Annotated in this window: 22 protein-coding genes; 10 read left to right on the top strand and 12 right to left on the bottom strand. The window is 65.4% G+C overall.

The window, feature by feature from the left end:
- Positions 1-9 precede the first annotated feature (9 nt).
- From J2S32_RS02850 to J2S32_RS02825, 6 genes are all read right to left on the bottom strand, one after another.
- The gene (locus tag J2S32_RS02850; protein ID WP_253515769.1) at positions 10-1,005 is read right to left on the bottom strand and encodes an SDR family oxidoreductase; all 996 of its coding nucleotides are present in this window, start codon (positions 1,003-1,005) and stop codon (positions 10-12) included.
- 30 nt (positions 1,006-1,035) lie between these two features.
- The gene (locus tag J2S32_RS02845) at positions 1,036-1,473 is read right to left on the bottom strand and encodes a topology modulation protein (protein WP_253515762.1); all 438 of its coding nucleotides are present in this window, start codon (positions 1,471-1,473) and stop codon (positions 1,036-1,038) included.
- 73 nt (positions 1,474-1,546) lie between these two features.
- Complete coding sequence (gene pth / locus J2S32_RS02840) at positions 1,547-2,116, bottom strand: aminoacyl-tRNA hydrolase (RefSeq protein ID WP_253515756.1); 570 nt, start codon at positions 2,114-2,116, stop codon at positions 1,547-1,549.
- Positions 2,117-2,203: 87 nt separating this feature from the next.
- Positions 2,204-2,893, bottom strand: coding sequence for a 50S ribosomal protein L25/general stress protein Ctc (locus J2S32_RS02835; RefSeq protein WP_253515750.1), 690 nt, complete (start codon positions 2,891-2,893; stop codon positions 2,204-2,206).
- A 130-nt stretch (positions 2,894-3,023) separates the two neighbouring features.
- A complete protein-coding gene (locus tag J2S32_RS02830) occupies positions 3,024-3,911 on the bottom strand; it encodes a TraB/GumN family protein (RefSeq protein WP_253515745.1) in 888 nt (295 codons plus the stop codon).
- 67 nt (positions 3,912-3,978) lie between these two features.
- Positions 3,979-4,950 (bottom strand): TraB/GumN family protein, encoded by a 972-nt coding sequence (locus J2S32_RS02825; RefSeq protein WP_253515743.1) that lies wholly within the window; start codon positions 4,948-4,950, stop codon positions 3,979-3,981.
- A 97-nt stretch (positions 4,951-5,047) separates the two neighbouring features.
- Here J2S32_RS02825 and J2S32_RS02820 point away from each other — a divergent pair, with 97 nt between their 5' ends.
- The 3 genes from J2S32_RS02820 (at position 5,048) to ppdK (ending at position 11,020) form a co-directional block, all read left to right on the top strand.
- Positions 5,048-5,947 (top strand): glycine--tRNA ligase subunit alpha, encoded by a 900-nt coding sequence (locus J2S32_RS02820; protein WP_253515727.1) that lies wholly within the window; start codon positions 5,048-5,050, stop codon positions 5,945-5,947.
- A 123-nt stretch (positions 5,948-6,070) separates the two neighbouring features.
- The gene (glyS, locus tag J2S32_RS02815; protein WP_253515725.1) at positions 6,071-8,290 is read left to right on the top strand and encodes a glycine--tRNA ligase subunit beta; all 2,220 of its coding nucleotides are present in this window, start codon (positions 6,071-6,073) and stop codon (positions 8,288-8,290) included.
- 57 nt (positions 8,291-8,347) lie between these two features.
- Positions 8,348-11,020: a pyruvate, phosphate dikinase gene (gene ppdK / locus J2S32_RS02810; protein ID WP_253515724.1), complete on the top strand. Its 2,673-nt coding sequence runs from the start codon at positions 8,348-8,350 to the stop codon at positions 11,018-11,020.
- Here ppdK and J2S32_RS02805 read toward each other — a convergent pair.
- Positions 11,017-11,775 carry a methyltransferase domain-containing protein gene (locus J2S32_RS02805; RefSeq protein WP_253515722.1) on the bottom strand — a complete coding sequence of 253 codons (759 nt, stop codon included), beginning with the start codon at positions 11,773-11,775 and terminating at the stop codon, positions 11,017-11,019. The genes ppdK and J2S32_RS02805 overlap by 4 nt on opposite strands.
- Positions 11,776-11,830: 55 nt before the next feature.
- Between J2S32_RS02805 and J2S32_RS02800 the strand changes: the two genes are divergently transcribed.
- From J2S32_RS02800 to J2S32_RS02785, 4 genes are all read left to right on the top strand, one after another.
- Positions 11,831-12,583, top strand: a complete 753-nt coding sequence (locus J2S32_RS02800) for a ComF family protein (RefSeq protein ID WP_253515718.1) — start codon at positions 11,831-11,833, stop codon at positions 12,581-12,583.
- 388 nt (positions 12,584-12,971) lie between these two features.
- On the top strand, positions 12,972-13,313 hold the full coding sequence (gene hisI / locus J2S32_RS02795; protein ID WP_253522895.1) for a phosphoribosyl-AMP cyclohydrolase: 342 nt from the start codon (positions 12,972-12,974) through the stop codon (positions 13,311-13,313).
- A gap of 33 nt (positions 13,314-13,346) precedes the next feature.
- Positions 13,347-13,811: a MerR family transcriptional regulator gene (locus tag J2S32_RS02790; protein WP_253515716.1), complete on the top strand. Its 465-nt coding sequence runs from the start codon at positions 13,347-13,349 to the stop codon at positions 13,809-13,811.
- Between the two features lie 51 nt (positions 13,812-13,862).
- Positions 13,863-15,668: an acyl-CoA dehydrogenase C-terminal domain-containing protein gene (locus J2S32_RS02785; protein WP_253515712.1), complete on the top strand. Its 1,806-nt coding sequence runs from the start codon at positions 13,863-13,865 to the stop codon at positions 15,666-15,668.
- Between the two features lie 54 nt (positions 15,669-15,722).
- Here the strand turns inward: J2S32_RS02785 and J2S32_RS02780 are convergent, their stop codons facing one another.
- The 5 genes from J2S32_RS02780 to tyrS form a co-directional block, all read right to left on the bottom strand.
- A complete protein-coding gene (locus J2S32_RS02780) occupies positions 15,723-16,421 on the bottom strand; it encodes a dienelactone hydrolase family protein (RefSeq protein WP_253515709.1) in 699 nt (232 codons plus the stop codon).
- Complete coding sequence (cysK, locus tag J2S32_RS02775) at positions 16,421-17,338, bottom strand: cysteine synthase A (RefSeq protein ID WP_253515707.1); 918 nt, start codon at positions 17,336-17,338, stop codon at positions 16,421-16,423. The genes J2S32_RS02780 and cysK overlap by 1 nt, the downstream gene beginning before the upstream one ends.
- Complete coding sequence (locus J2S32_RS02770; protein WP_320180260.1) at positions 17,335-18,645, bottom strand: MFS transporter; 1,311 nt, start codon at positions 18,643-18,645, stop codon at positions 17,335-17,337. The genes cysK and J2S32_RS02770 overlap by 4 nt, the downstream gene beginning before the upstream one ends.
- Before the next feature lie 74 nt (positions 18,646-18,719).
- Positions 18,720-19,058 (bottom strand): PilZ domain-containing protein, encoded by a 339-nt coding sequence (locus tag J2S32_RS02765; protein ID WP_253522889.1) that lies wholly within the window; start codon positions 19,056-19,058, stop codon positions 18,720-18,722.
- Between the two features lie 135 nt (positions 19,059-19,193).
- A complete protein-coding gene (gene tyrS, locus J2S32_RS02760; RefSeq protein ID WP_253515705.1) occupies positions 19,194-20,423 on the bottom strand; it encodes a tyrosine--tRNA ligase in 1,230 nt (409 codons plus the stop codon).
- Positions 20,424-20,455: 32 nt separating this feature from the next.
- Here tyrS and J2S32_RS02755 point away from each other — a divergent pair, with 32 nt between their 5' ends.
- The 3 genes from J2S32_RS02755 to J2S32_RS02745 are packed head-to-tail and all read left to right on the top strand — an operon-like array spanning position 20,456 to position 23,651.
- Positions 20,456-20,998, top strand: a complete 543-nt coding sequence (locus J2S32_RS02755; protein WP_253515702.1) for a DOMON-like domain-containing protein — start codon at positions 20,456-20,458, stop codon at positions 20,996-20,998.
- On the top strand, positions 20,995-22,197 hold the full coding sequence (locus J2S32_RS02750; protein ID WP_253515700.1) for an exo-beta-N-acetylmuramidase NamZ family protein: 1,203 nt from the start codon (positions 20,995-20,997) through the stop codon (positions 22,195-22,197). Before J2S32_RS02755 ends, J2S32_RS02750 begins: the two co-directional genes overlap by 4 nt.
- An 8-nt stretch (positions 22,198-22,205) precedes the next feature.
- Positions 22,206-23,651, top strand: coding sequence for a tetratricopeptide repeat-containing sulfotransferase family protein (locus tag J2S32_RS02745; RefSeq protein ID WP_253515698.1), 1,446 nt, complete (start codon positions 22,206-22,208; stop codon positions 23,649-23,651).
- Positions 23,652-23,684 lie beyond the last annotated feature (33 nt).

The following is a 23,684-nucleotide window of genomic DNA, read 5'->3' as shown; positions in this document are numbered from 1 at the left end:
GCCAGAGCGTCAGACGTTGTGCACCGCCTTGATCAACGGGCCGTAGCCGCTTTCGCCCAGCCAGCCGACCTGCGTCTTGGCGGTGACCTCGTTGATCGCCACTTGCGGGATGCTTCCGCCGCTGACGGGCAGGCGGACGGGGCGGGTGCCCGGGGCCATGCCGAGAACCCTTGCCATCGCGTGCGGAATGTCCATCGGATCGGCGCTTCGGCCCGAACTGTCCTCCTCGCCCATGCGCGCGACGATCTGCGGATATCCGCCAAGATGGGCCTGATCCGCGCGCTCCCTCAGCTCTCGCGAATAGCGGTTGCGATTGACCCACACCTTCGTGGGATATCCGCCCGGTTCGATAATCGTGACGCCGACATTGTGCGGGACCAGCTCGTAAGCGAGCTGTTCGAACATCGCCTCGACCGCGAACTTGGTCGCCGAATAGTGCCCCGCATAGGGGACGATGACGCGGCCGAGCTGGCTCGACACGGCAAAGATATGTCCCTGTTTGCGCGTCCGCATGCCGGGCAGTACCGCGCGGGCAAGCCGGTGGTAGCCAAGCACGTTGGTATCGAAGGCGAGCCTGGTCGCTTCCATGTCCTGGACCTCGACCGGCCCGGTGATGCCGATCCCGGCATTGTTGACCAGCACGTCGAGCCCGCGGCCGATTTCGCGCTCGGAGCTGGCGACTGCATCGGCCACTTCGTGGTCGAGCAGTACGTCGAGCCGCATCACGCGGATATCGAGCGCCTCGTCGCGCGCCAGCTGCATCAGCTCCTCGGCCTCGGGCCGCGGCGTGTTGCGCATGGTGGCGAAGACGGTTGCTCCGGCGCGGGCGAAATGTTCGGCGGCGAGGCGTCCGAAACCGGAGGAACATCCAGTGATCAGGATCGCCTTGCCCGTCAGGTCGGGCGCGGGGATCAGCTTGTCGTCCTGCGCCCGGACGGCAGTGGCCGCGAGCGCTCCGGTGGCGGCGGCTCCGGCAAGCAGGGTACGGCGAGTCAAATCAGGCATGGCAGTCTCCCTTTGCCTGCAGCCTAGCAATTACCGCGGCGAATGCGAAGCGAGCCAGCGTTCGAGTTCGCGCGGAGAGCGGATATACAGCAGCTTGTCTTCATGTCCCGCGAGAGCCCGCTCGATCCGCTTGCGCGGTCGATTATGCCACGTTGCCACATACCAGAGGAAGCCCGCATCGAAGCGCTCGGGGCAATCGGGGGCCATATCGGGCCTCGTGGTGCCGCGCGCCGACCAGATGCGCCGGATCACCCGCCACAGGCAGCGCGCGGCCGAGAAGTCGAGAAACACCACCTGGTCGGCGCGCGCCAGCCGCAGTTCCATCGTACTGGCGTCATTGCCGTCGATCACCCAGCGCGGTGACTGGACGATCGCTTCCAATTCGGGGCGCCAGTCACGCTCTTCACGCTCGACCCATCCTGCCGACCACATCAGCTGGTCGAGATGGTAGGATGGCAGATCGAGCATTTGGCCAAGCCTGCGCGCGAGGGTCGATTTCCCGCTCCCGCACGGCCCCAGGATCATGATCCGGTTCACGGGCTCAGTCCTGCAGGCGCAGCGCGATATCGTTCATGAAGCGGGCGTCGTCGCCCTTGGCCAGCCATTCGGCTTCGGCCGCCATCGCCGCCAGCATGTCGGCCAGCGGGTCCATTTCGCTCTTGGCGTAATTGCCCAGCACATGGCCGTGGACGCGCTCTTTCGATCCGGGATGGCCGATGCCGATCCGCACGCGGCGGAAATCGGGGCCGAGGTGCTGGTTGATCGACCGCAGCCCGTTATGGCCCGCCAGCCCGCCGCCCATGCGGACCTTGACCTTGAAGGCGGCGAGGTCGAGCTCGTCGTGGAACACCGTCAGTGCATCGGGGTCGAGCTTGTAGAAGCGCAGCGCTTCGCCCACCGCGCGGCCGCTTTCGTTCATGAAGGTCGCGGGCTTGAGCAGCAGCACCTTGTGCGTGCCGATCCGGCCTTCCTGCGACCAGCCCGAAAACTTCTTCTGGACCGGGCCGAAATCGTACATCGCCGCGATGACGTCGACCGCCATGAAGCCGACATTGTGCCGGTTCATCGCATATTTCGGTCCGGGATTTCCAAGGCCTGTCCAGATCTGCATGCGGGGTCCTCTAGCGATGGTGGGGCCAAACGCAAAACGCCGGCCCCTTGCGGGACCGGCGCTTCGTTGCGGTGAGGCAAGAGGCGGCTATGCGCTCTTGTCTGCCTGTTCCTGTGCAGCGTCCTCGTCGACACCCTGCTCGGTGGCGGGGACATCCTGCGGATCGGCTTCGCCGTCATCCTGCGAGGTATCGCCTTCGGCCTTCTTGAGCGCCGAGGGAGCAACCAGCGTGGCGATGGTGAAGTCGCGATCGGTGATCGCGCTTTCGCTACCCGCAGGCAGCTTCACTTCGCTGATGTGGATCGAATCGCCGACTTCCTTGCCGGTGACGTCCACTTCGATCTCGCCCGGGATCTTGTCGTTTTCGCAGACCAGTTCGAGCTCGTGACGGACAACGTTCAGAACGCCGCCCTTCTTGAGGCCGGGGCTGGCTTCCTCGTTGAGGAACACGACCGGAACCGAGACTTCGATCTTGCCGCCCTTGGCGAGGCGCAGGAAATCGACATGCTCGGGGCGGTCGGTGACGGGGTGCAGAGCGACGTCCTTGGGGAGCGTGCGCAGCTTCTTGCCGTCCACTTCGAGCTCGACGATCGAGTTCATGAAGTGGCCGGTGTCGAGCTGCTTGATCAGCTCCTTTTCTTCCACGTGAATCATCGTGGGTTCTTCCTTGCCGCCGTAGATCACGGCGGGGACACGGCCTTGACGGCGCAGTTGACGGGAGGCTCCCTTGCCAGCCCGTTCGCGCGCCTCGGCCGGCAGGGTCAGAGCGTCGCTCATGGCACTTACCTTTCGAATGCTATTTGGTTGCTCGGTCCACCACGCCTCCAGGGATGACCATGATGCCGAAGGCCGCGCGCATAGCAGGGCGGGGCCGAAAGGCAAGCAAGAACGCCCGGGGGAGGCGGGCTTATTCGACCCGGCGAATGGTGAAACCGCGGGCTTCGAGCATGGTCGGCAGGCCGTCCGCGCCCAGCAGATGGCCCGCACCCACTGCAATCAGCGGCTTGTCGCGCGCCGACAACAGGTTCTCGATCTGCGCCGCCCAATCGGCATTGCGGTCGCGCAGCAGCGCCTGCGCCAGTTCGGGATCGGCCAGGATGCCGCGCCTCGTGAGCTGCGTGAGCTGTTCGGTATCGCCTTCGAGCCAGGCGGCGGCGAGCGTGGAGATTTCGCCCTCATTGGCGCGCGATTCCTCGAGCACGGCATTCAGCAGGTCGCGCTGCTCGCTCTCGGGCAGCGTATCGAAGATCGCCAGCTGCTTGCGCGCGCCTTCGAGCTCGACCACCTCGCGCTTGTCGAACACCGCCAACAGCGCGCGGTCGGCGCCATTTTCCGACTTGGAGGATTGCGCCACCTGCGCCAGCGCCAGCGCGGCGGCCCAGCTTTCCATCGGATCGAAATAGCCGCGGCGGACCTTGGCCTTGACCAGCAAAGTCTCGAATTCGTCGCGCAACGCGGGATCGATCCGCTGCGCCAGCGGCCCGGCGGGGCGATCGAAGGCCATTTCCTCGAACAGCGTCGACAGCTCTTCGCCATTTTCCAGATTGGCGACCTCGACCACCAGCATGTCGGCTTCGGCCAGCACGGCGTCGAGCTGGGGCGAACGCCATTTGGCGCCGTCGGGCAGTGCGTGGATGGTCCCGAACAACCAGCCTTCGACCGCGCCCCTGCTGTCGGCGATCTCCCACAGCGCGGGGTAGGGGCCTTCGGGCTTGGCCGGATCGGCTTGCTTCCCGCAGGCGGAAAGCAACAGCACGAGCGCGATGCACAGCGAAGGAAGGAAGCGGCGGGTCACGCCTCCTCCCTGCATGGTTTACCCACCGTGGCAAGTCGGGAATTGCCCGTGCCCGGCTGCGGGACGATTACTGGATGCGCGTCACGGACAGCCCGCGTCCGGCGAGGTAATCCTGCACGCTGCCACGCCCGGCCAGATGGCCCGCGCCGACCGCGACGAAGACGGTGCCCGGTTCGGCAAGGCGGCCGTGGATCCACTCGGCCCAGCGCTCGTTGCGGTCGTAGAGGAGTGCATGCGCCAGCACCGGGTCGGTCAGCCCGTCGTTCATCAGCGCGGCGAGGCCATCGGCATCGCCTTCGAGCCATTCGGCGACCATGTCGTCCATCATCGGTACGACCTGGTCGATATTGTCGGCTGACACCATCAGGAAGGCGATCTGCGATTCGACCGGCAGCGTGTCGAACAGTTCGATCTGCCATTCGAGCGTCTCGAGCGCCCCGCGCGCGACGTCGGCGGGGGCCAGTTCCTCGAGCTTCGCCTCGACGCCGCTTTCGGCGGTATAGCCCGCCTGCAGCAGCGGGACGACCGCCAGCGTCATTCCGGCAAACCATGGTTCGAAGCGGTCGAACGCCGCAGGCGGCATGGAGAGTTTGGTGAGCGCGAGTTCATAGCTCGTCCGATCGGGTTCGGAGAGCATGTCGCGCAGCGTTTCGTCGGCGGGCAGCAGCGCACTGGTCATCACCATCTGCTGCGCGGCGGGGTCATGCGCCGCATTGCTGGGGATCTCGGTGACCAGTTCCTGCGAGACGGCGAGCGCGGTCTCGATCGGCCCCTTGTACCATTCGATGTTTTCGGGAAGTGCATGGACGGTGCCGAACAGGTAGATCGTGGTATCCGCATCCGCGACCTGCCACAGGCCGGGACCCGCAGGGACAGGTGCCTCGGCCGTAGCCGGAGCGACCGCAACGTCGGCTTCGGGCAGCGCGGCGCAGCCCTGTAGCGCCAGCCCGAGCGGGGCGAGGCAGGCGAGCGCCGGGCGGATCGAGATGCGGTTCATGCGGTGTGATTCCCTGTCGTTGAAGGCCGCGATACCGAGCATTGCGACGAATTGCCAAGTCGCCGGTGGATATTGCGGTGCAAGCCGCGCTGCGCTGCGGCATTGACCCTGTTTGACGCTTGCGCCATTGCCCCGCGCCATGGACCGCAATCCGCAAAATTCCTTCCAGGACATGATCCTCGCGCTGCACGATTTCTGGAGCGCGCAGGGCTGCCTCATCCTGCAACCCTACGACATGCGCATGGGCGCAGGCACCTTCCACACCGCGACGACGCTGCGCGCGCTCGGCCCCGAGCCGTGGAACGCTGCCTTTGTCCAGCCGTGCCGCCGCCCGACCGACGGGCGCTATGGCGAGAACCCCAACCGGCTGCAGCATTATTACCAGTACCAGGTCATCCTGAAGCCGAGCCCGCCCGATATCCAGGACCTCTATCTCAAGAGCCTCGAGGTGATCGGCATCGATCCGCTCAAGCACGATATCCGCTTCGTCGAGGACGACTGGGAAAGCCCGACGCTGGGCGCCTGGGGGCTGGGCTGGGAAGTCTGGTGCGACGGGATGGAAGTCACCCAGTTCACCTATTTCCAGCAGATGGGCGGGTTCGACTGCAAGCCGGTGGCGGGCGAACTGACCTACGGACTCGAGCGCTTGGCGATGTATATCCAGGGCGTCGACAGCGTCTACGATCTCGCCTTCAACGATCGCGGCGTATCCTACGGCGACGTCTTCCTCGAGAACGAGAAGCAGATGTCGAAGTGGAACTTCGAGGTCGCCGAGACCGACGCGCTGTTCGACCTGTTCAACAAGGCCGAGGCCGAGTGCAAGAACGCGCTCGCCAATGACGTGCCGATCGCCGCCTACGAACAGGCTGTCGAGGCCAGCCATATCTTCAACCTGCTGCAGGCGCGCGGCGTGATCAGCGTGCAGGAACGCGCCAGCTACATGGGCCGCGTCCGCGATCTCGCGCGCGGCAGCTGCGAAGCACATATGGCCAAGGAAGCGCCCGTGTGGGCCGAGAAATATCCGGAGTGGTCGAAATGATCTCTGCCAGTCCTAAACCGTACTTCGTCACCCCCGCGCAGGCGGGGGTCCAGATAACCTCCCTTGCGCGCGCCACAGCCCTTATCTGGGCCCCTGCCTGCTCAGGGGCGACGGAGGTGGCGAATGTCTGATTTCCTCCTCGAACTGCGCAGCGAAGAAATCCCCGCCCGCATGCAGGCTGGCGCGCGCGCCGAACTCCAAAAACTGTTCCGCCGCGAAATGGATGCCGCCGGTGTCGAGGCCGGCGAGGTCACCGTCTGGTCGACGCCGCGCCGCCTCGCGCTGATCGCGCGCGGGCTTCCCCTGGCGACCGAGGCTGTCAGCGAAGAACTGAAAGGTCCGCCCGTCGGTGCGCCCGATCAGGCGATCGACGGGTTCTGCCGCAAGGCAGGGGTCGACAAGGCCGATCTTGAGGTGCGCGAGGTGAAGGGCCGCGAAACCTATTTCGCGGTGAAGAACGTACCCGGCCGCGCCACGGCGGACCTGCTCGCCGAAGCGATCCCCGCGATTATCCGCGACTTTTCTTGGCCCAAGTCGATGCGCTGGGGTGGTGCCTCGATCAGCACCGAATCCTTGCGCTGGGTGCGCCCGCTGTCGGGCATCGTCGCGCTGCTGGGCGACGAAGTGGTCGACTGCGAAGTGCACGGCGTCACCAGCGGTGCGGTCACGCTGGGCCACCGCTTCCACCACTCGGGCGACATCACCATCGGCAATGCCGACGACTACGCGATGAAGCTGCGCGCGGGGCACGTCATCGTCGACCATGAGGAACGGCAGGACCTGATCCGCTCGGGCGCCGCCAAGGTCGCCAGTGAAGCCGGCCTCCGCCTCGTCGAGGACGAGGGGCTGGTGATCGAGAACGCCGGCCTGACCGAATGGCCCGTCCCGCTGCTCGGCCGGTTCGAGGAGGATTTCCTCGAGGTCCCGCCCGAGACGATCCAGCTGACCGCGCGCGTGAACCAGAAGTATTTCGTTTGCGAGGACGAAAAGGGCGAGCTCGCCAACGCCTTCATCTGCACCGCCAACATCGAGGCGGAGGATGGCGGCGCGCGCGTGGTCGACGGCAACCGCAAGGTCCTTGCCGCGCGCCTGTCCGATGCGCGCTTCTTCTGGGACGTCGACCGCAAGAAAACGCTCGCCGAGCACGCCAAAGGGCTGGAGCGGATCACCTTCCACGAGAAGCTCGGCACCGTGGCCGACAAGGTCGAGCGCGTGGCCAAGCTGGCGCGTTGGCTGGTCGAGGAAGAAATCGTCAAACCCAACACCCGTCATTCCCGCGAAGGCGGGAATCCAGATAACGGCGGTGGTACGGGCAATTCAGGCCAGCTGGACCCCCGCCTGCGCGGGGGTGACGGCTTGAGCCGGGAAGACCTCGCCGACATGGCCGAACAGGCCGCGCGCCTCGCCAAGGCCGATCTCGTCACCGAAATGGTCGGCGAGTTTCCCGAACTGCAGGGCCTGATGGGCGGCTATTACGCCCGCGCCGAGGGCCTGCCCGATGCCGTCGCCGACGCGATCCGCGATCACTACAAGCCGGTCGGGCAGGGCGACGATGTTCCGACCGCACCGGTAACAGTGGCGGTGAGCTTGGCGGACAAGCTGGATACGCTGCGCAGCTTCTTCTCGTTCGATGAGAAGCCTACCGGATCGAAAGACCCCTTCGCACTTCGTCGTGCGGCGCTGGGTGTTATCCGCATCGTACAGGACAACGACCTTCGTTTCGGCGTTGCCCAAGGCGACCTTCTCGACTTCTTCGCCGACCGCCTCAAGGTCCAGCAGCGCGAAGCAGGTGTCCGCCACGATCTCATCGATGCAGTGTTCGCGCTCGGCGGCGAGGACGATCTCGTCCGCCTGCTCGCTCGCGTTCGTGCGCTCCAGTCCTTCATGGACACCGAAGACGGCGCCAACCTCCTCGCCGGGTACAAGCGCGCCGCCAATATCCTCAAGAAGGAAGACTGGCACGGCGCCGAGGGCGAGATCGCCCGCACCGGCGAGGAAGACCCGCTCGCGCTGGTGGACGATCCCGATATGACTGCGGTGATCCAGGCCAAGATGGCCGAGCGTCATGCGAAAGAGCTTTCCTACGCACCCGAACCTGCCGAGAAGGCGCTCATGGATGCGCTTGCGAAATCGGAACCGGCGGCAAGCCGAGCCATTGAAGATGAAGACTTTTCCGCCGCCATGGCCGCGCTGGCTGCATTGCGGGCGCCGATCGACCGGTTCTTCGAAGAAGTGACGGTAAATGCGGATGAAGAAAACAAGCGGGCGCACCGTCTCGACCTGCTTGCGCGCTTCCGTGCTGCGGTGCACAAAGTCGCCGATTTCAGCCGCATCGAGGGCTGATGGATTATTGCTCCATGGACCGTGGTCCATGTGGTCCAAGTTGTAGGAATTGCCTTGATGAGTAACGACACGGTCTTCACCTTCGGCGGGAACGCGCCGCATACGAATGCAAGGCAGAAGGACAAGACCGTGACCGGCGGCAAGGGCGCCAACCTCGCCGAAATGGCGAGCATCGGCCTGCCCGTCCCGCCGGGCTTCACCATCGCGACCGAGGAATGCCTTACCTACCTCGCCGGCGGCAGCGACTTCACCGCCAAGCTGCGCAGCGATGTCGCCGCCGCGCTGAACCATGTCGAGAAGACCGTGGGCAAGGGCTTTGGCGATGCCGCCGATCCGCTGCTCGTCTCGGTCCGTTCGGGCGCCGCGGTGTCGATGCCCGGCATGATGGATACCGTGCTCAACCTCGGCCTCAACGACGACACCGTGGCCGGGCTTGCAAACACCAGCGGCGACGAACGCTTCGCCTGGGACAGCTACCGCCGCTTCATCCAGATGTACGGCGATGTCGTGCTCGGCGTCGATCACGGCCTGTTCGAGGAAGCGCTCGAAATCGCCAAGGAAGACCAGGGCTATTACGCCGATACCGAGCTGAGCGCCGAAGAATGGAAGGTGCTGGTCGCCGAATACAAGGCGATCGTCGAGCGCGAGCTCGGCTCGCCGTTCCCGCAGGACCCGGTCGAGCAGCTGTGGGGTGCGATCAGCGCGGTGTTCGACAGCTGGGATACCGAGCGCGCCAAGATCTACCGCCGCCTCAACGACATCCCGCATGACATGGGCACCGCGGTCAACGTGCAGGCGATGGTGTTCGGCAATATGGGCGATACCAGCGCCACCGGCGTCGCCTTCACCCGCGATCCCTCGACCGGCGAGAAGGCCTATTACGGCGAATGGCTGGTCAATGCGCAGGGCGAAGACGTGGTCGCGGGCATCCGCACGCCGCAATACCTCACCAAGGCGCGGCGCGAACTGGCCGGGGCGGACAAGCCGAGCATGGAAGAAGCCATGCCCGAAGCCTTCGCCGAACTCGCGCGCGTGTTCGACCTGCTCGAGCGGCATTACACCGACATGCAGGATATCGAGTTCACCGTGCAGCAGGGCAAGCTGTGGCTGCTGCAGACGCGCAACGGCAAACGCACCGCCAAGGCGGCGCTCAAGATGGCGGTCGACATGGTCGGCGAAGGGCTGATCGACGAGAAGACTGCGATCCTGCGCGTCGACCCGATGGCGCTCGACCAGCTGCTCCACCCGACGCTCGATCCCGAAGCGCCGCGCGACGTGCTGACCACCGGCCTGCCGGCCTCGCCCGGCGCTGCCAGCGGCAAGATCGTGCTCGATGCGGACACCGCCGAACTGTGGGCCGGACGCGGCGAGAAGGTCGTGCTCGTGCGCGTCGAGACCAGTCCCGAGGATATCCACGGCATGCATGCCGCCACCGGCATCCTCACCGCGCGCGGCGGGATGACCAGCCACGCCGCGGTGGTGGCGCGGGGCATGGGCCGCCCCTGCGTGTCGGGCGCGTCGCAAGTGTCGATCGCGCGCGAAGGTCGCACGCTGAGGATCGGCGACCGCGAGCTGAAGGAAGGCGATGTCATCACCATCGACGGTGCCAACGGGCAGGTGATGGCTGGTGAGGTCGCCACCATCGAACCCGAACTGGCGGGCGACTTCGGCACGCTGATGGAATGGGCCGACAAGCACCGCCGCATGCGCGTGCGCACCAATGCCGAAACCGAGACCGAGTGCCGCATGGCGCGCCAGTTCGGCGCCGAAGGTATCGGCCTGTGCCGCACCGAGCACATGTTCTTCGATGCCGGCCGCATCAGCGCGGTGCGCGAGATGATCCTCGCCGATAGCGAAGCCGGCCGCCGCGCCGCGCTCGACAAGCTGCTGCCCGAACAGCGCAGCGACTTCGTCACCATCTTCGAGGTCATGGCGGGCCTGCCGTGCACGATCCGCCTGCTCGATCCGCCGCTGCACGAATTCCTGCCGCATGGCGATGCCGAGTTCGAAGACCTCGCGCGCGCGACCGGCGTCGATATCGAAAAGCTGCGCCGCCGCGCCGGCGAGCTGCATGAATTCAACCCGATGCTCGGCCATCGCGGCTGCCGGCTCGGGATCACCTATCCCGAAATCTACGAAATGCAGGCGCGCGCCATCTTCGAGGCCGCCTGCCAGGTCGCCGTGGACAGCGGCGATGCGCCGGTGCCCGAGATCATGATCCCGCTGGTCGCCACGCGGCGCGAGCTCGAACTGCTCAAGGATGTGGTCGACCGCGTGGCTAAGGAAGTGTTCACCGCCACCGGGACGACGCTCGAATACCTCGTCGGCACGATGATCGAACTGCCGCGCGCCGCGCTGATGGCGGGCGAAATCGCCGAAGTGGGCGAATTCTTCAGCTTCGGGACCAACGACCTGACGCAGACGACGCTGGGCGTGAGCCGCGACGATGCGGGCCGCTTCCTGACGACCTATGTCGACAAGGGCATCTTCGCACGCGATCCCTTCGTCAGCCTCGACATCGACGGAGTCGGCCAGCTGGTCGAACTCGCCGCCGAACGCGGCCGCGCGACGCGCGACGGGCTCAAGCTGGGCATCTGCGGAGAACATGGCGGCGACCCGGCGAGCATCGCCTTCTGCGAGAAGACCGGGCTCGATTACGTCAGCGCCTCGCCCTACCGCGTGCCGATCGCGCGGCTCGCGGCGGCGCAGGCCAGCCTGCGCGCGGGTTAGTCCTTCCAGCCGGTAAGGGTTAGAATCTCGAAGCTTTCGAGCACGCGGCCCTTATCGTTGGCGGCCTTGCGGAAAGCCTGTTCGGCACGTTCCAGCGCGGCCTTGCCCAGCGGGGGCGGGGCGCTCGCCAGCGTGCCGCCAAGGCCCTGATCGCGCAAGTCCGACACCAGCCGTTCGAGCGTCCCGAAAGAAACGGTCAGCGAACGGCTGTCGACCACCTGCCGCTTGAACAGCGCGCGCTGCAGCAGCGCGGAGGCGGCCTGGTTATCGACCAGCGGATGCATCCGTGCAGCCGGCCTGTCGGGTTCGGCGGCGAGCATCGCGCGGCGCAGATGTGGCAGGCTGCCTGCACCCACGATGCTGGCAATGAGCATGCCGTCATCGCCCAGCGCATTGCGCAGGTGGAGCAGTGCGCCGGGCAGGTCGTTGACCCGGTCGAGCGACGCGAGGCTGACGATGAGGTCGTAGGGCGCGCCCGGGACGGGCTGTTCCTCGTCGAGCGTGGCGACATCGCGCTCCTCGACCTCGGAGCCCGCGCCGCGCAGCGACAAGGCCAGTGTGCCGGTCCAGTCACCGATCACCAGCACGCGCTTGGGCGACAGGCGGATGAATTCGAGCCGGTCGAGCACATCCTCGACCATGTCGTCGAGTATATAGCGCGCCGCATCGCGGTGGGCCTGCCGCACCCGGGCGCGGCGCAGGCCGGCAATGCGGCGCTGGCGGGAGAAGATGCGGGGCGGTGCCTGGCTAGCCATCGCGCATCGCCCTGCCGCGCTTGCCAGCCACGCGCAAGCGGCGCAGCATGCGAAGATGTCGACAAGCCGCCTGCTCGCCGAAAGCTTCGCCCCGGTGCTGGATTTCATCTATCCCCCGCGCTGCCCGGCCTGCGGGGGCGGGGTGGGCGTACAGGGCGGCCTGTGCAGCACCTGCTGGAGCGATCTCGTCATACCCTCCGACCCCTGCTGTGCTGCCTGCCAGCGTCCCTTTGGCGATCACGAACCGCAGATGGGGGCGATCTGCGCGCCCTGCCTTGCCGATCCGCCGGGGCATGACGGAATCGCGGCGGGGACGCTCTATACCGATACCTCGCGCAGGCTGGTGCTGGCCTTCAAGCACGGTCGCCGCATCGCGCTGGCGCCGCTGCTGGCAAAGCTGATCGCCGCGCGGCTGCCTGCCACGGACAGCGAGCGGGTGATCGTCCCGGTGCCGCTGCATCGCAGCCGCCTGTGGCAGCGGGGCTATAACCAGGCGGCGCTGCTCGGGCGGCAGTTGCAGAAGATGGGGCACGGGACGATGTGTGTCGATGCGCTGATGCGCACCAGGCCGACCCCGGCGCTGGGCGGTCTCGGCAAGCGCGCACGGGCCCGCACGCTACAAGGTGCGATAACGTTGCGGAGCAGCCGGACAGCCAAGGTCAAAGGTGCGGACATCATACTGGTTGACGACGTGCTCACCAGCGGCGCGACCAGTACTGCGTGCGTCAAGGCACTGAAGCGGGGCGGGGCGAGGAGCGTCCAGATCGCCTGTTTCTCCCGCGTGCTCGACGAAGCGCTTCCCCATTAGGCGACAAACGAAACGCCCGGGACCTTGCGATCCCGGGCGCCACGTGACGAATATAACCGGACCTGCCTTGCGACACAGGTGCAGCCCCCCAGCATGCACCTTGGCCCATCCCTCATCGTTACCGGATGCGCCGCGTAAACCCTCTATCGCGGCTGCGAATCCGTTTGACCCCCTGAACCTGGCGCTCTGTTGGCACCGCTGCTCCGGTGGGCAGGCCTCACTTTCGCCTGCGCGGCTGTTTGTTCCCGAAACTGCGCCATCATCAAACAGGCATTTGCAAGAATGTCGGATTTTGGGTCGACTTTGTGGTTATCGTGCAACAAAAGCCGCCCGAGAATGGGATTTGAAAGGTGTCGCAGTGAATGATCAGGCCGAGCGCGAGGCAGGTATGCGGTTCATGCCCAAGTTCGACGACAAGGGATTGTTGAGCGCAGTCGTCGTCGATCACGCCAGTCGAGCGGTGCTGATGGTGGCCTTCATGGATGCCGAGGCGCTGGCCGCGACGCGCGCCACCGGGCTCGCCCATTTCCACTCGCGCTCGCGCGGCAAGCTCTGGCAGAAGGGCGAAAGTTCGGGCCACGTCCTCAAGGTCGAGGAGATCCTCGTCGATTGCGATCAGGACGCGCTCGTACTGTCCTGCCGCCCGGCTGGTCCGACCTGTCACACGGGTGCGCCGAGCTGCTTTTACCGTCGACTCGACGGCGATGTTCTCCAACCCGTCAAGACTTGACGCTTACGTAAACGTGGGCGTATGAGTCGGCGCATGACACAGCCGCTGCCCAAGGACTTCCGTGCCGAGAATGGCGATCGCCGCCATGCCGGCGCCCATATCGAACGGCCGGACGAACTGGGCCGCGAACAATATTCGATCTCCGACCTCACCAGCGAATTCGGCTGCACCGCCCGCGCGCTGCGTTTCTACGAAGACGAAGGGCTGATCGCGCCTTCGCGGATCGGCCTCACGCGGATCTACTCCAAACGCGATCGCGCCCGCCTCGCATGGATCATGCGCGCCAAGAACGTGGGCTTCTCGCTCACCGAAATTCGCGAAATGATCGATCTCTACGACCTTGGCGACGGCCGCGTCGAACAGCGCCGCGTCACGGTCGAGAAATGCAAGGCCCATGTCGCCAAGCTGAAAGAACAGCGTGACGATATCGACAGCTCGATCACCGACCTCACCGAATTCATCGAGCATATCGAAACGCTCGATGTCGATCTCGACTGATTTGCCTCCCCGGCGAGATAACCGACAGACCCCAGACCCAAGGACTTACTGATGCCCCGCTATTCCGCGCCTACCCGCGACACTCGCTTCATCATCAACGAGATGCTCGATCTCGCGAGCTACGGGGACCTGCCCGGCTTCGAAATGGCGAGCCCCGATGTCACTGATGCGGTGATCAACGAGGGCGGCAAGTTCTGCGCCGAAGTGCTAGCCCCGCTCAACCAGTCGGGCGACCAGGAAGGCTGCACCCGCCACGAAGACGGTTCGGTCTCCACGCCCAAGGGCTTCAAGGATGCCTTCGACCAGTTCCGCGAAGCGGGCTGGGGCACGCTGTCGCAGCCGGAAGAGTTTGGCGGGCAGGGCATGCCGCATGTCCTCGGCTTCGCCTTCGAGGAATTCGTGTCGAGCGCCAACCAGGCCTTCGGCATGTATCCGGGCCTGACCAACGGCGCGGTCTCCGCGCTACTCGCCAAGGGCAGCCAGGAGCAGAAGGAGAAATATCTTCCCAAGATGATCTCCAACGAATGGACCGGGACCATGAACCTGACCGAGCCGCATTGCGGCACCGATCTGGGCATGATCCGGACCAAGGCCGAACCGCAGGCCGACGGCAGCTTCGCGATTACCGGAACCAAGATATTCATCTCCGCCGGCGAACACGACATGGCGGACAACATCATCCACCTCGTGCTGGCCAAGACGCCGGGCGCGCCCGACAGCACCAAGGGCATCTCGCTGTTCGTCGTGCCCAAGTTCATCGTCAATGAAGACGGCACGCCCGGCGAGCGCAATGGCGTCGCTTGCGGCTCGATCGAACACAAGATGGGCATCCATGGCAACGCGACCTGCGTGCTCAATTACGATGGTGCCAAGGGCTGGCTCGTCGGCGAGGAGAACAAGGGCCTCGCCGCCATGTTCATCATGATGAACGCTGCGCGTCTCGGCGTCGGTATCCAGGGTCTCAGCCAGGCCGAAGTCGCCTATCAGAACGCGGTTGCCTATGCGCTCGACCGACGCCAGGGCCGCGCGCTGACCGGTCCGGCCGAGCCCGACGAACAGGCCGATCCGATCTTCGTGCATCCCGACGTGCGCCGCATGCTGATGGACGCCAAGGCCTTTACCGAAGGCATGCGTGCACTGTGCCTGTGGGGCGCGCTGCAGGTCGACCTGACTCACAAGGCCAAGACCGAGGAAGAGCGCGAGCAGGCCGACATGCTGATCGGGCTGCTGACCCCGGTCATCAAGGGCTATGGCACCGACAAGGGCTATGAAGTCGCCACCAACATGCAGCAGGTCTTCGGCGGCCATGGCTACATCGAGGAATGGGGCATGAGCCAGTTCGTCCGCGATGCCCGGATCGCGCAGATCTACGAAGGCACCAATGGCGTGCAGGCGATGGATCTGTGCGGCCGCAAGCTCGCGCAGAAGGGCGGCGCGGCAATCCAGGCCTTCTTCAAGATGGTCGGCGACGATATCGCTGCCGCGAAGGGCGACGACGATCTCGGCCCGCTTGCCGAAGCGCTCGAAAAGGCGCTCAGTCAGCAGCAGGCGGCGACCATGTGGTTCATGAACAATGCCATGCAGAACCCCAACCACCTCGGTGCGGGCGCGCATCACTACATGCACATGATGGGCATCGTGACGCTGGGCTGGATGTGGCTGCGGATGGCCAAGGTCGCGCAGGCGGCGCTGGCCGCGGGCACCGAGGACAAGGCGTTCTACGAAGCCAAGCTCGCGACGGCGCGCTATTACATGGATCGGTACCTGCCCGATGCCGGCGCGCTGCGCCGCAAGCTCGAGGCAGGCAGCGACAGCACGATGGCGCTGGGCGAGGAGGCTTTCGCCACCGCTGCCTGATCATTCTGCGATAGGAAAACGAAAAGGCCCGGTCGCTGCGTCCGGGCCTTTTTGCTATCCGCCGAGCACTTCGTCGAAGAGGCTGTGCATCGCCGCCCAGCTCTGCCGGTCGGCACTCGCATCATAGGCGGGATTAACCGCCCCGGTGGGCCGCTGCGCGGCAGTGAAGCCATGCTCGACCCCTGCATAGCTGTGGAAGTGCCAGTCGGCCTTCACCGCGTCCATTTCCTCCCAGAACGCGGCCACCTGGCTACGCGGCACAAGCGCGTCGGCATCGCCGTGGCAGACGAGGATACGCGGTGTGATCGGCCTATCGGCGGGCAGGGCGGTTTCAAGCAAACCATGAAAGCTGACGACTGCTGCGAGGTCCTGCCCGTCGCGCGCCATTTCCAGCACCGCCATCCCGCCGAGGCAAAAGCCGATCGCGAGATGCGGGAGGTCGGTTTCCAGCTTGCGCAGGAGGTCGAGCGTGGCGCGCAGCCGCTGGCGCATGGATGCTGGATCGCTGCGTAACCGGCTCATTGCGGCAAAGGCAGCATCACCGTCTGCGGGCGTCTCCGGACCATAGAAGTCCCCGATCAGGACGGCATAGCCGGCTTCGACGAGCGCTGCGGCCTTGGCCTCGACGACCGCCGTCGTGTTCATGAAGGTCGGATAGATCGCCACCGCGGCGGGGGGCTTGCCCGCGGGCCGCGCGTGGAGACCGGCCAGTTCGACCGCGCCGTCGCGATATCCGACCTGCTCGAACTCCATCACTCGGGCAGAAAGTCGGGCACGGAAAGATACCGCTCGCCGGTATCGTAATTGAAGCCGAGAATGCGCGAATCTGCCGGCATATCGGCCAGCTTCTGCTTGATCGCGGCGAGCGTTGCGCCGCTGGAGATACCCACCAGCAGGCCTTCCTTGGCCGCGCACTGGCGCGCCATTTCCTTGGCGTCCTCGGGAGCGACCTGGATTGCGCCATCGATCGCCTGCGTGTGCAGGTTCTGCGGCACGAAGCCTGCACCGATGCCCTGGATCGGGTGCGGCCCGGGCTGGCCGCCGCTGATGACGGGCGAAAGCGTGGGTTCGACCGCATAGGCCTTCATGCCGCTCCAGCTCTGTTTCAGCACTTCGGCACAGCCAGTGAGGTGGCCGCCGGTGCCGACGCCGGTGATCAGCGCGTCGATCGGTGTGTCGGCGAAATCGTCGAGGATTTCCTTCGCGGTGGTGCGCGCATGGACCTTCCAGTTGCTGGCATTGTCGAACTGGCTCGGCATCCATGCGCCCGGGGTCTGTGCGACCAGTTCCTGCGCGCGCTCGATTGCGCCGTTCATGCCTTTTTCCTTGGGGGTCAGGTCGAAACTGGCGCCATAGGCGAGCATCAGCCGGCGCCGCTCGACGCTCATGCTTTCGGGCATGACCAGCACAAGCTTGTAGCCTTTGACCGCGGCGGTCATGGCGAGGCCGATTCCGGTATTGCCGCTGGTGGGTTCGACGATCGTGCCGCCGGGCTTGAGCAGGCCCGCTGCCTCCGCATCCTCGATCATGGCGAGACCGATGCGGTCCTTGATCGAACCACCGGGATTGGCGCGCTCGTTCTTCACCCAGACCTCGTGGTCGGGGAACAGGCGCGACAGGCGAATGTGGGCGGTATCGCCGATCGTGGCGAGGACGGAGTCGGCTTTCATGGCATCTGCTCCTGCAATTTCTCTTCGGGGGGAGTGTCTAACAATTCATCGGGCGGGTCAAAGGTCCGCGTGGTCCGCAAGACGGGAAAAATACGCGCCCAGACGGCGACGGTCACGATCGCGCCGGCCCCGCCGCCGACCACCGCCAGTGCGGGACCGACAAGGTAGGCGAGGCTGCCGGAGAAAAAATCGCCGAATTCGTTCGAGGCGCTGATGGTCAGCAGGCTGACCGATGACACCCGTCCGCGCTTGTCGTCGGGCGTGTGCAACTGGATCAGCGACTGGCGGATATAGACACTGAACATGTCCGCCGCGCCGATGATGAAGAGCATCGCCAGGCTGAGCGGCATCCAGCGCGAGAGGCCGAACACCATGGTGGCGAGACCGAAGATCGCCACTGCCCATAGCATCTTGGGACCGACATTGGTCTTGAGCGGGCGGAAGCTGAACCATAGCGCGGTAAGCGCCGCGCCGACCGCTGGGGCCATGGCGAGCTGCGCGAGGCCGGTCTCGCCAACCTGCAGGATATCGCGCGCATAAACAGGAAAGAGCGCGGTTGCCCCGGCAAGGAAGACCGCGAACAGGTCGAGCGTGATCGCGCCGAGCACCATCTTGTTGCGCACCACGTAGCGCAGGCCCTCGACCATCTGGTGGATGGGGCGCTTGTTGGCCGCGCGCGGGGGCTGCGGTACCTTGCCGATGAAAGACAGCGCGACGAGCGCTGCGGCGAACAGCCCGCAGGCCACGAAATAGGGCAGCGCCGGCAGGATCGCATAGGTATAGCCGCCGATCGCGGGCCCCACGATCATGCCCACCTGCCAAGCGATGCTCGACAGGGCGATGGCGTTCGGCAGGATCGCCCTGGGCACGAGATTGGGTGCGAGCGCGGACAGTGCCGGGCCGTTGAACGACCGCACCACACCGAGCACGATCGCCACCCCGAACAGCGCGGGCAAGGTAAGACTTCCGCTCCAGGTCAGCCACGCCAGCGCGCCCGCACAGCCCAGCTGTGCGATAACGGTCAGCCGCGCCAGATTGCGCCGGTCGAAATGATCCGCCGCCCAGCCCGAAAAGGGCGTCAGCAAGAACAGGGGCACGAATTGCAGCAGCCCGATCAGCGCCAACTGGCCCGATGCGGCGGCGATCCCCAGCCCGCTGTCGCGCGCAATGTTATAGGTCTGCCAACCGATAATCAGCATCATCGCATATTGCGCGAGCGTCATCGATAGGCGGCTGAACCAATAGGCGCGGAAATTCGCTATCCGGAGCGGCGAACTGTCGGGGGAGGGCGCGGCGGTTTCACTCACGCCGGACGCATGGCAGGCCCGCCTTCGGTTGTGAAGACGGGCCTGCTTTTTGTTCTAGTAGAAGCTGTTGCGGCTTAGCGCAGCTTGCGCAGCCGCGGGTTGGGCTGCAGCGTATCGATCATGGCGAGGAAGTCGTCGACGCGGATGATGCGTTCGAACTGGAAGCCCGCACGGTTGTCGCGCGTCCAGATGCAATAGGCTTCGATCCGGCCGATAACCGGCAGGCGCACGATCACGCGTTCGCCGCGGCCGATGCCGTCGCCATTGTCGACCATGAAGCCGTTGGCGGAGATATTCGCAATATGCAGCCGCACGTCGCCCTTGCCGAAATGTTCGGCAATGACGGGATGGTCGACCGGGTGGCGGGTCATGCGCCGCTGGTCGGTGACGCTCAGTTGTGCTCCGGCAGACATGCTGGCGATCCCTTTGCGGTTGGGGTTGGGGGGAGTGGGGGTATCGGACATCAAAGCTCCTTATGGCGGCCAAAGCCTGCCAATTGGTAAACCGGCCCGGTGCTTCGACGGTAAAAAAGGGCGCTTCGTCGCTGGTTAACAGCGAATAACCGCGTGCTTCTTCTTGCCGAGGCTGAGCTTGGCTTCGGTGCCCGCCGCAACGCTCACCAGATAGCCCGGATCGGTGACCGTCTCGCCATCGAGCTTGACTGCGCCTTCGGCCAGTTTGCGCTTGGCCTCCCCGTTGGAAGCCGTGAATCCGAGCGCTGTCAGCACCGCTCCGATGCGCATGCCGTCAGGGCCTACATCGAGCGTCGGAAGGTCCGCGCCGGCACCACCGCCGGCGAAGGTTTCCGCAGCCGTTTGCGCAGCCAGTCTGGCCGCTTCTTCACCCCGAACGAGTGTGGTTACCTGATTGGCAAGAACTGTCTTCGCTTCGTTGATGTCGGACCCGCCGAGCGCTTCGAGCCGGGCGATCTCCTCCAGCGGCAGATCGGTGAACAGCCGCAGGAACCGCCCGACATCGCGATCATCGACATTGCGCCAATATTGCCAGAAGTCGTAATTCGGCAGCTGGGCCTCGTTGAGCCACACCGCGCCGGCCGCGGTCTTGCCCATCTTGCCGCCATCGGCGGTGGTCAGCAGCGGGGTCGTGAGGCCGAACAGCTCGCTCCCGTCCATCCGGCGGCCCAGCTCCATGCCGTTGACGATATTGCCCCACTGGTCGCTGCCGCCCATCTGCAACCGGACACCCATTTCCTGCGCCAGATGGCGGAAATCGTAGCCCTGCAGGATCATGTAGTTGAATTCGAGGAAGGTCATCGGCTGCTCGCGCTCGAGCCGCAGGCGCACGGAATCGAAGGTCAGCATCCGGTTGACGGTGAAATGCGTCCCGACCTTCTGCAGCATCTCGATATAGCCAAGCCCGCTCAGCCAGTCGTGATTGTTGACCATCACCGCATCGGTCGGCCCGTCGCCGAAAACGAGCAGGCGCTCGAACACCGTCCGGATCCCGGCGATATTCTCGTCGATCGCCGCATCGGTCAGCATCTTGCGGCTTTCGTCGCGCCCCGTGGGGTCACCGATCCGCGTGGTCCCGCCGCCCATCAGCACGATCGGCTTGTGGCCCGCCTGCTGCAACCGCCGCAGCATCATGATCTGGACGAGGCTGCCGATATGGAGCGAAGGCGCCGTGGCATCGAAACCGATGTAGCCCGGCACGATCTGCTTGGCGGCGAGCGCATCGAGGCCCTCGGCGTCGGTGACCTGGTGGATATAGCCGCGCTCGTCGAGCACGCGCAGGAGATCGGAGGTGTAGTTGCTCATGACGAAGCGCGCGCTAGCAGGTAAGGGGCGGCATGGAAACGTATCGATTGCAGCCCCATTCGGGGCATCCGCCGCGCGCGGTATCAGGGGTCGAAGCCCGCATCATCGGGCGCGATGACAACTGGCTGCGCCTGCGCTGGCGGATCGAGGGCAGCGGTGAGTTGGTGGTGCCCAAATTCGCCGGCAAGGGGCGGGCGGACGGGCTGTGGGAGACGACATGCTTCGAGCTGTTCCTGCGCCCCGATGGCGGGACCGCCTATTGCGAATTCAACCTGTCTCCATCCGAACGCTGGAACGCCTACGACTTTGCGGCGCGCCGCGACGGGATGGCGGAGCGCCCGATACCGCGCGAACCGGGATGCACCATGCGCATGGGTAGCAGTTTCGCGATCTTCGATGCCGCACTGCCTGCCGCCACCTTGCCGGATACCGATTGCGCGATGGGTCTCACCTGCGTGATCGAGGAGGCCGGGGGGCACAAGAGCTTCTGGGCGCTGGAGCATCGCGGCGAGCAGCCCGATTTCCACGATCCGGCTTGCTTCACCGCGCGGCTTGCGGCACCGAGCGGCGCATGAAATTCGGCATCGATCGTCTCATCACCGAAGAGGGGTTGCGCGCCCCGCTCGAAGGGCAACGTGTGGCGCTGGTCGCGCATCCGGCTTCGGTTACCGCCAGCCTCGATCATTCGCTCGATGCGCTGATCGGCCGCGGGATCAGCGCCTCGTCCGCCTTTGGGCCGCAGCACGGGCTGAAGGGCGACAAGCAGGACAATATGGTCGAGACACGCGACGAGATCGACCCGCATTACGGTATCCCGATCTTCAGCCTCTATGGCGAAGTGCGCCGCCCGACCGCGGAGATGATGGCCAGCGCGGACATCTTCCTGTTCGATCTGCAGGACCTTGGCTGCCGCATCTACACCTTCGTCACCACGCTGCTCTACCTGCTCGAGGAAGCGGCCAAGGCGGGCAAGAGCGTGTGGGTGCTCGACCGGCCCAATCCCGCAGGCGGACCGGTGGAAGGCACCTTGCTGCAGCCCGGCCAAGAAAGCTTTGTCGGGGCGGGCCCGATGGTCATGCGCCACGGCCTCACCATGGGCGAAATGGCGCGCTGGTTCGTCGCGCATTTCAAGCTCGACGTCGATCTCCAGGTGATCGAGATGAGCGGGTGGAAGCCCGGCAAGGCCCCCGGCTATGGCTGGTCGGACGAACGCGTATGGATCAATCCCAGCCCCAATGCCGCCAGCCTCAACATGGCGCGCGCCTATGCCGGCACGGTGATGCTTGAAGGAACCACGCTGAGCGAGGGCAGGGGGACCACCCGCCCGCTCGAAGTGCTGTTCGGCGCCCCCGATGTCGATGCCAAGGCAGTGCTCGCCGAAATGCACGCACTCGCCCCGGTCTGGATGCGCGGCTGTGCGATCCGCGAATGCTGGTTCGAACCCACCTTCCACAAGCATGTCGGCACGCTGTGCAACGGCTTGATGATCCATGCCGAAGGCAAGTTCTACGATCATTACGCCTTCCAGCCATGGCGTTTGCAGGCGCTGGCGTTCAAGGCGATCCGCAAGCTCTACCCCGACTATCCGCTATGGCGCGACTTCCCCTATGAATACGAGCTCGACCGGCTGGCGATCGATGTCATCAACGGCGGCCCGGCCCTGCGCGAGTGGGTCGACGACAGCGAGGCCGTGCCCGACGATCTCGACGAACTGGCCGGCGCGGACGAAACGGCCTGGCGCGAAACGATTGCGCCGCATCTGATCTACAGCTGATGGCAGACATGGCCGATGCGTTCGCCCGCAAGGCGGCCGCGCTGTATCGCTCGGCGCGCTATGATGAGGCGCGCGAAGCCTATCGGCACCTGCTCGCACTTGATCCGGATCGACCCGATGACTGGGTTAACTTCGGCCTGCTGCTCAAGCGGCAGGGGGTCTTTCGCGAAGCGCTGGCCGCCTATGACAGTGCCCTGAAACGCAAGGTAACCGGGCCCGAAGAGGTCCATCTCAACCGTGCGGTCGTTCTCGCCGATGACCTCGGCGATCCCGCCGCAGCGCAGGCGGCGCTCGAAGCGGCGCTCGCGATCCGGCCTGGCTATGTCCCGGCCTTGCTCAATCTCGGCAATCTTCACGAGGATGCGGGTGACCGCGACCAGGCTCGCACGGTTTACGCGCAGGCGCTCGAGCTCGAACCCGGGAGCGCGCTTGCGCTGATGCGCCTCGCCGAAGTGACCGTGTTCGATGATCCCGCACACCCGCTGATCGGGCGACTTCGGGGCGCAGTCGCCCGCACCGATCTTGGCCCGCTGGAACGGGCCGACCTGGGGTACGCGCTGGGGCGCGCGCTCGATCAGTGCAAGCGTTACGACGAGGCGTTCGCCGCTTATCGCACCGCCAATCAAGGCAGCCGGGCGCTCGCGGCGCATCCCTACGATCCACAAGGGGCAGAGGCCTTTATCGACCGGCTGATAGCGGCCTTTCCCGACGCGGCGGGAACGGAAGCGGGGCCGGAACCTGCGCCCGTTTTCATCTGCGGCATGTTTCGTTCGGGGTCGACGCTGGTGGAGCGCATTCTGGCATCACACAGCCGGGTGACCGCGGGCGGCGAACTGCCGATCCTGCCGCGTATCGTGCGCGAGCAGTTGCAGCCCTATCCCGAATCGCTGGTTGGCCGCGACGCCGATTTCTACACCCGCTTGCGGCAACTCTATCTGAAGGGGCTGAGCGAGATGGATTTGCCCACCGCTGGCCTCACCGACAAGCGACCCGACAATTTCCTCCATGTCGGCCTGATCAAACGCATTTTCCCGAATGCCAAAATTGTGCTCACCCGGCGCAACCCGCTCGACAATTGCCTGTCGATCTACTTCGCGCATCTCGATCCGGCGCTGACCTATGCCGCCGCCCTCGACAGCGCCGCGCATTGGTATCGGCAATATGAGCGTCTGGCGGCGCACTGGCTGCAGCTCTACCCCGATGATGTCCGTGTCGCGGATTACGATGCGCTGATCAGCGATCCCGAAGCCGAAATTGCCGGGCTGCTCTCGTTCCTCGATCTGGAGTGGGAGGATGCCTGCCTGACGCCACACCGCGGCACCGCCCAGGTCCGCACCGCAAGCGCGTGGCAGGTGCGCGAGCCGCTCTACACGAGATCGTGCAACCGCTGGCGCAATTACGCCGGCCATCTGGATAGGCTGATCGCTGTTTTCGGAGAGCCGAACCGCGCTTGACGTTCGCGTCCCGCTGGGTGAGAGTTCGGCCTC

The organism is Qipengyuania citrea (assembly GCF_024171405.1).
GTDB classification, from domain to species: domain Bacteria; phylum Pseudomonadota; class Alphaproteobacteria; order Sphingomonadales; family Sphingomonadaceae; genus Qipengyuania; species Qipengyuania profunda.
Note: the sequence above shows the minus strand (reverse complement) of the source record. Positions and strands in the feature narration are given on the sequence as shown.

Coding starts and splice junctions, on each gene's coding strand:
- J2S32_RS02850 (WP_253515769.1), bottom strand. CDS start 1,005: ATGCCTGATTTGACTCGCCGTACCCTGCTTGCCGGAGCCGCCGCCACC.
- J2S32_RS02845 (WP_253515762.1), bottom strand. CDS start 1,473: ATGCTCGATCTGCCATCCTACCATCTCGACCAGCTGATGTGGTCGGCA.
- pth (WP_253515756.1), bottom strand. CDS start 2,116: ATGCAGATCTGGACAGGCCTTGGAAATCCCGGACCGAAATATGCGATG.
- J2S32_RS02835 (WP_253515750.1), bottom strand. CDS start 2,893: ATGAGCGACGCTCTGACCCTGCCGGCCGAGGCGCGCGAACGGGCTGGC.
- J2S32_RS02825 (WP_253515743.1), bottom strand. CDS start 4,950: ATGCTCGGTATCGCGGCCTTCAACGACAGGGAATCACACCGCATGAAC.
- J2S32_RS02820 (WP_253515727.1), top strand. CDS start 5,048: ATGGACCGCAATCCGCAAAATTCCTTCCAGGACATGATCCTCGCGCTG.
- glyS (WP_253515725.1), top strand. CDS start 6,071: ATGTCTGATTTCCTCCTCGAACTGCGCAGCGAAGAAATCCCCGCCCGC.
- ppdK (WP_253515724.1), top strand. CDS start 8,348: ATGAGTAACGACACGGTCTTCACCTTCGGCGGGAACGCGCCGCATACG.
- J2S32_RS02805 (WP_253515722.1), bottom strand. CDS start 11,775: ATGGCTAGCCAGGCACCGCCCCGCATCTTCTCCCGCCAGCGCCGCATT.
- J2S32_RS02800 (WP_253515718.1), top strand. CDS start 11,831: ATGTCGACAAGCCGCCTGCTCGCCGAAAGCTTCGCCCCGGTGCTGGAT.
- hisI (WP_253522895.1), top strand. CDS start 12,972: ATGCGGTTCATGCCCAAGTTCGACGACAAGGGATTGTTGAGCGCAGTC.
- J2S32_RS02790 (WP_253515716.1), top strand. CDS start 13,347: ATGACACAGCCGCTGCCCAAGGACTTCCGTGCCGAGAATGGCGATCGC.
- J2S32_RS02785 (WP_253515712.1), top strand. CDS start 13,863: ATGCCCCGCTATTCCGCGCCTACCCGCGACACTCGCTTCATCATCAAC.
- J2S32_RS02780 (WP_253515709.1), bottom strand. CDS start 16,421: ATGGAGTTCGAGCAGGTCGGATATCGCGACGGCGCGGTCGAACTGGCC.
- cysK (WP_253515707.1), bottom strand. CDS start 17,338: ATGAAAGCCGACTCCGTCCTCGCCACGATCGGCGATACCGCCCACATT.
- J2S32_RS02765 (WP_253522889.1), bottom strand. CDS start 19,058: ATGTCTGCCGGAGCACAACTGAGCGTCACCGACCAGCGGCGCATGACC.
- tyrS (WP_253515705.1), bottom strand. CDS start 20,423: ATGAGCAACTACACCTCCGATCTCCTGCGCGTGCTCGACGAGCGCGGC.
- J2S32_RS02755 (WP_253515702.1), top strand. CDS start 20,456: ATGGAAACGTATCGATTGCAGCCCCATTCGGGGCATCCGCCGCGCGCG.
- J2S32_RS02750 (WP_253515700.1), top strand. CDS start 20,995: ATGAAATTCGGCATCGATCGTCTCATCACCGAAGAGGGGTTGCGCGCC.
- J2S32_RS02745 (WP_253515698.1), top strand. CDS start 22,206: ATGGCCGATGCGTTCGCCCGCAAGGCGGCCGCGCTGTATCGCTCGGCG.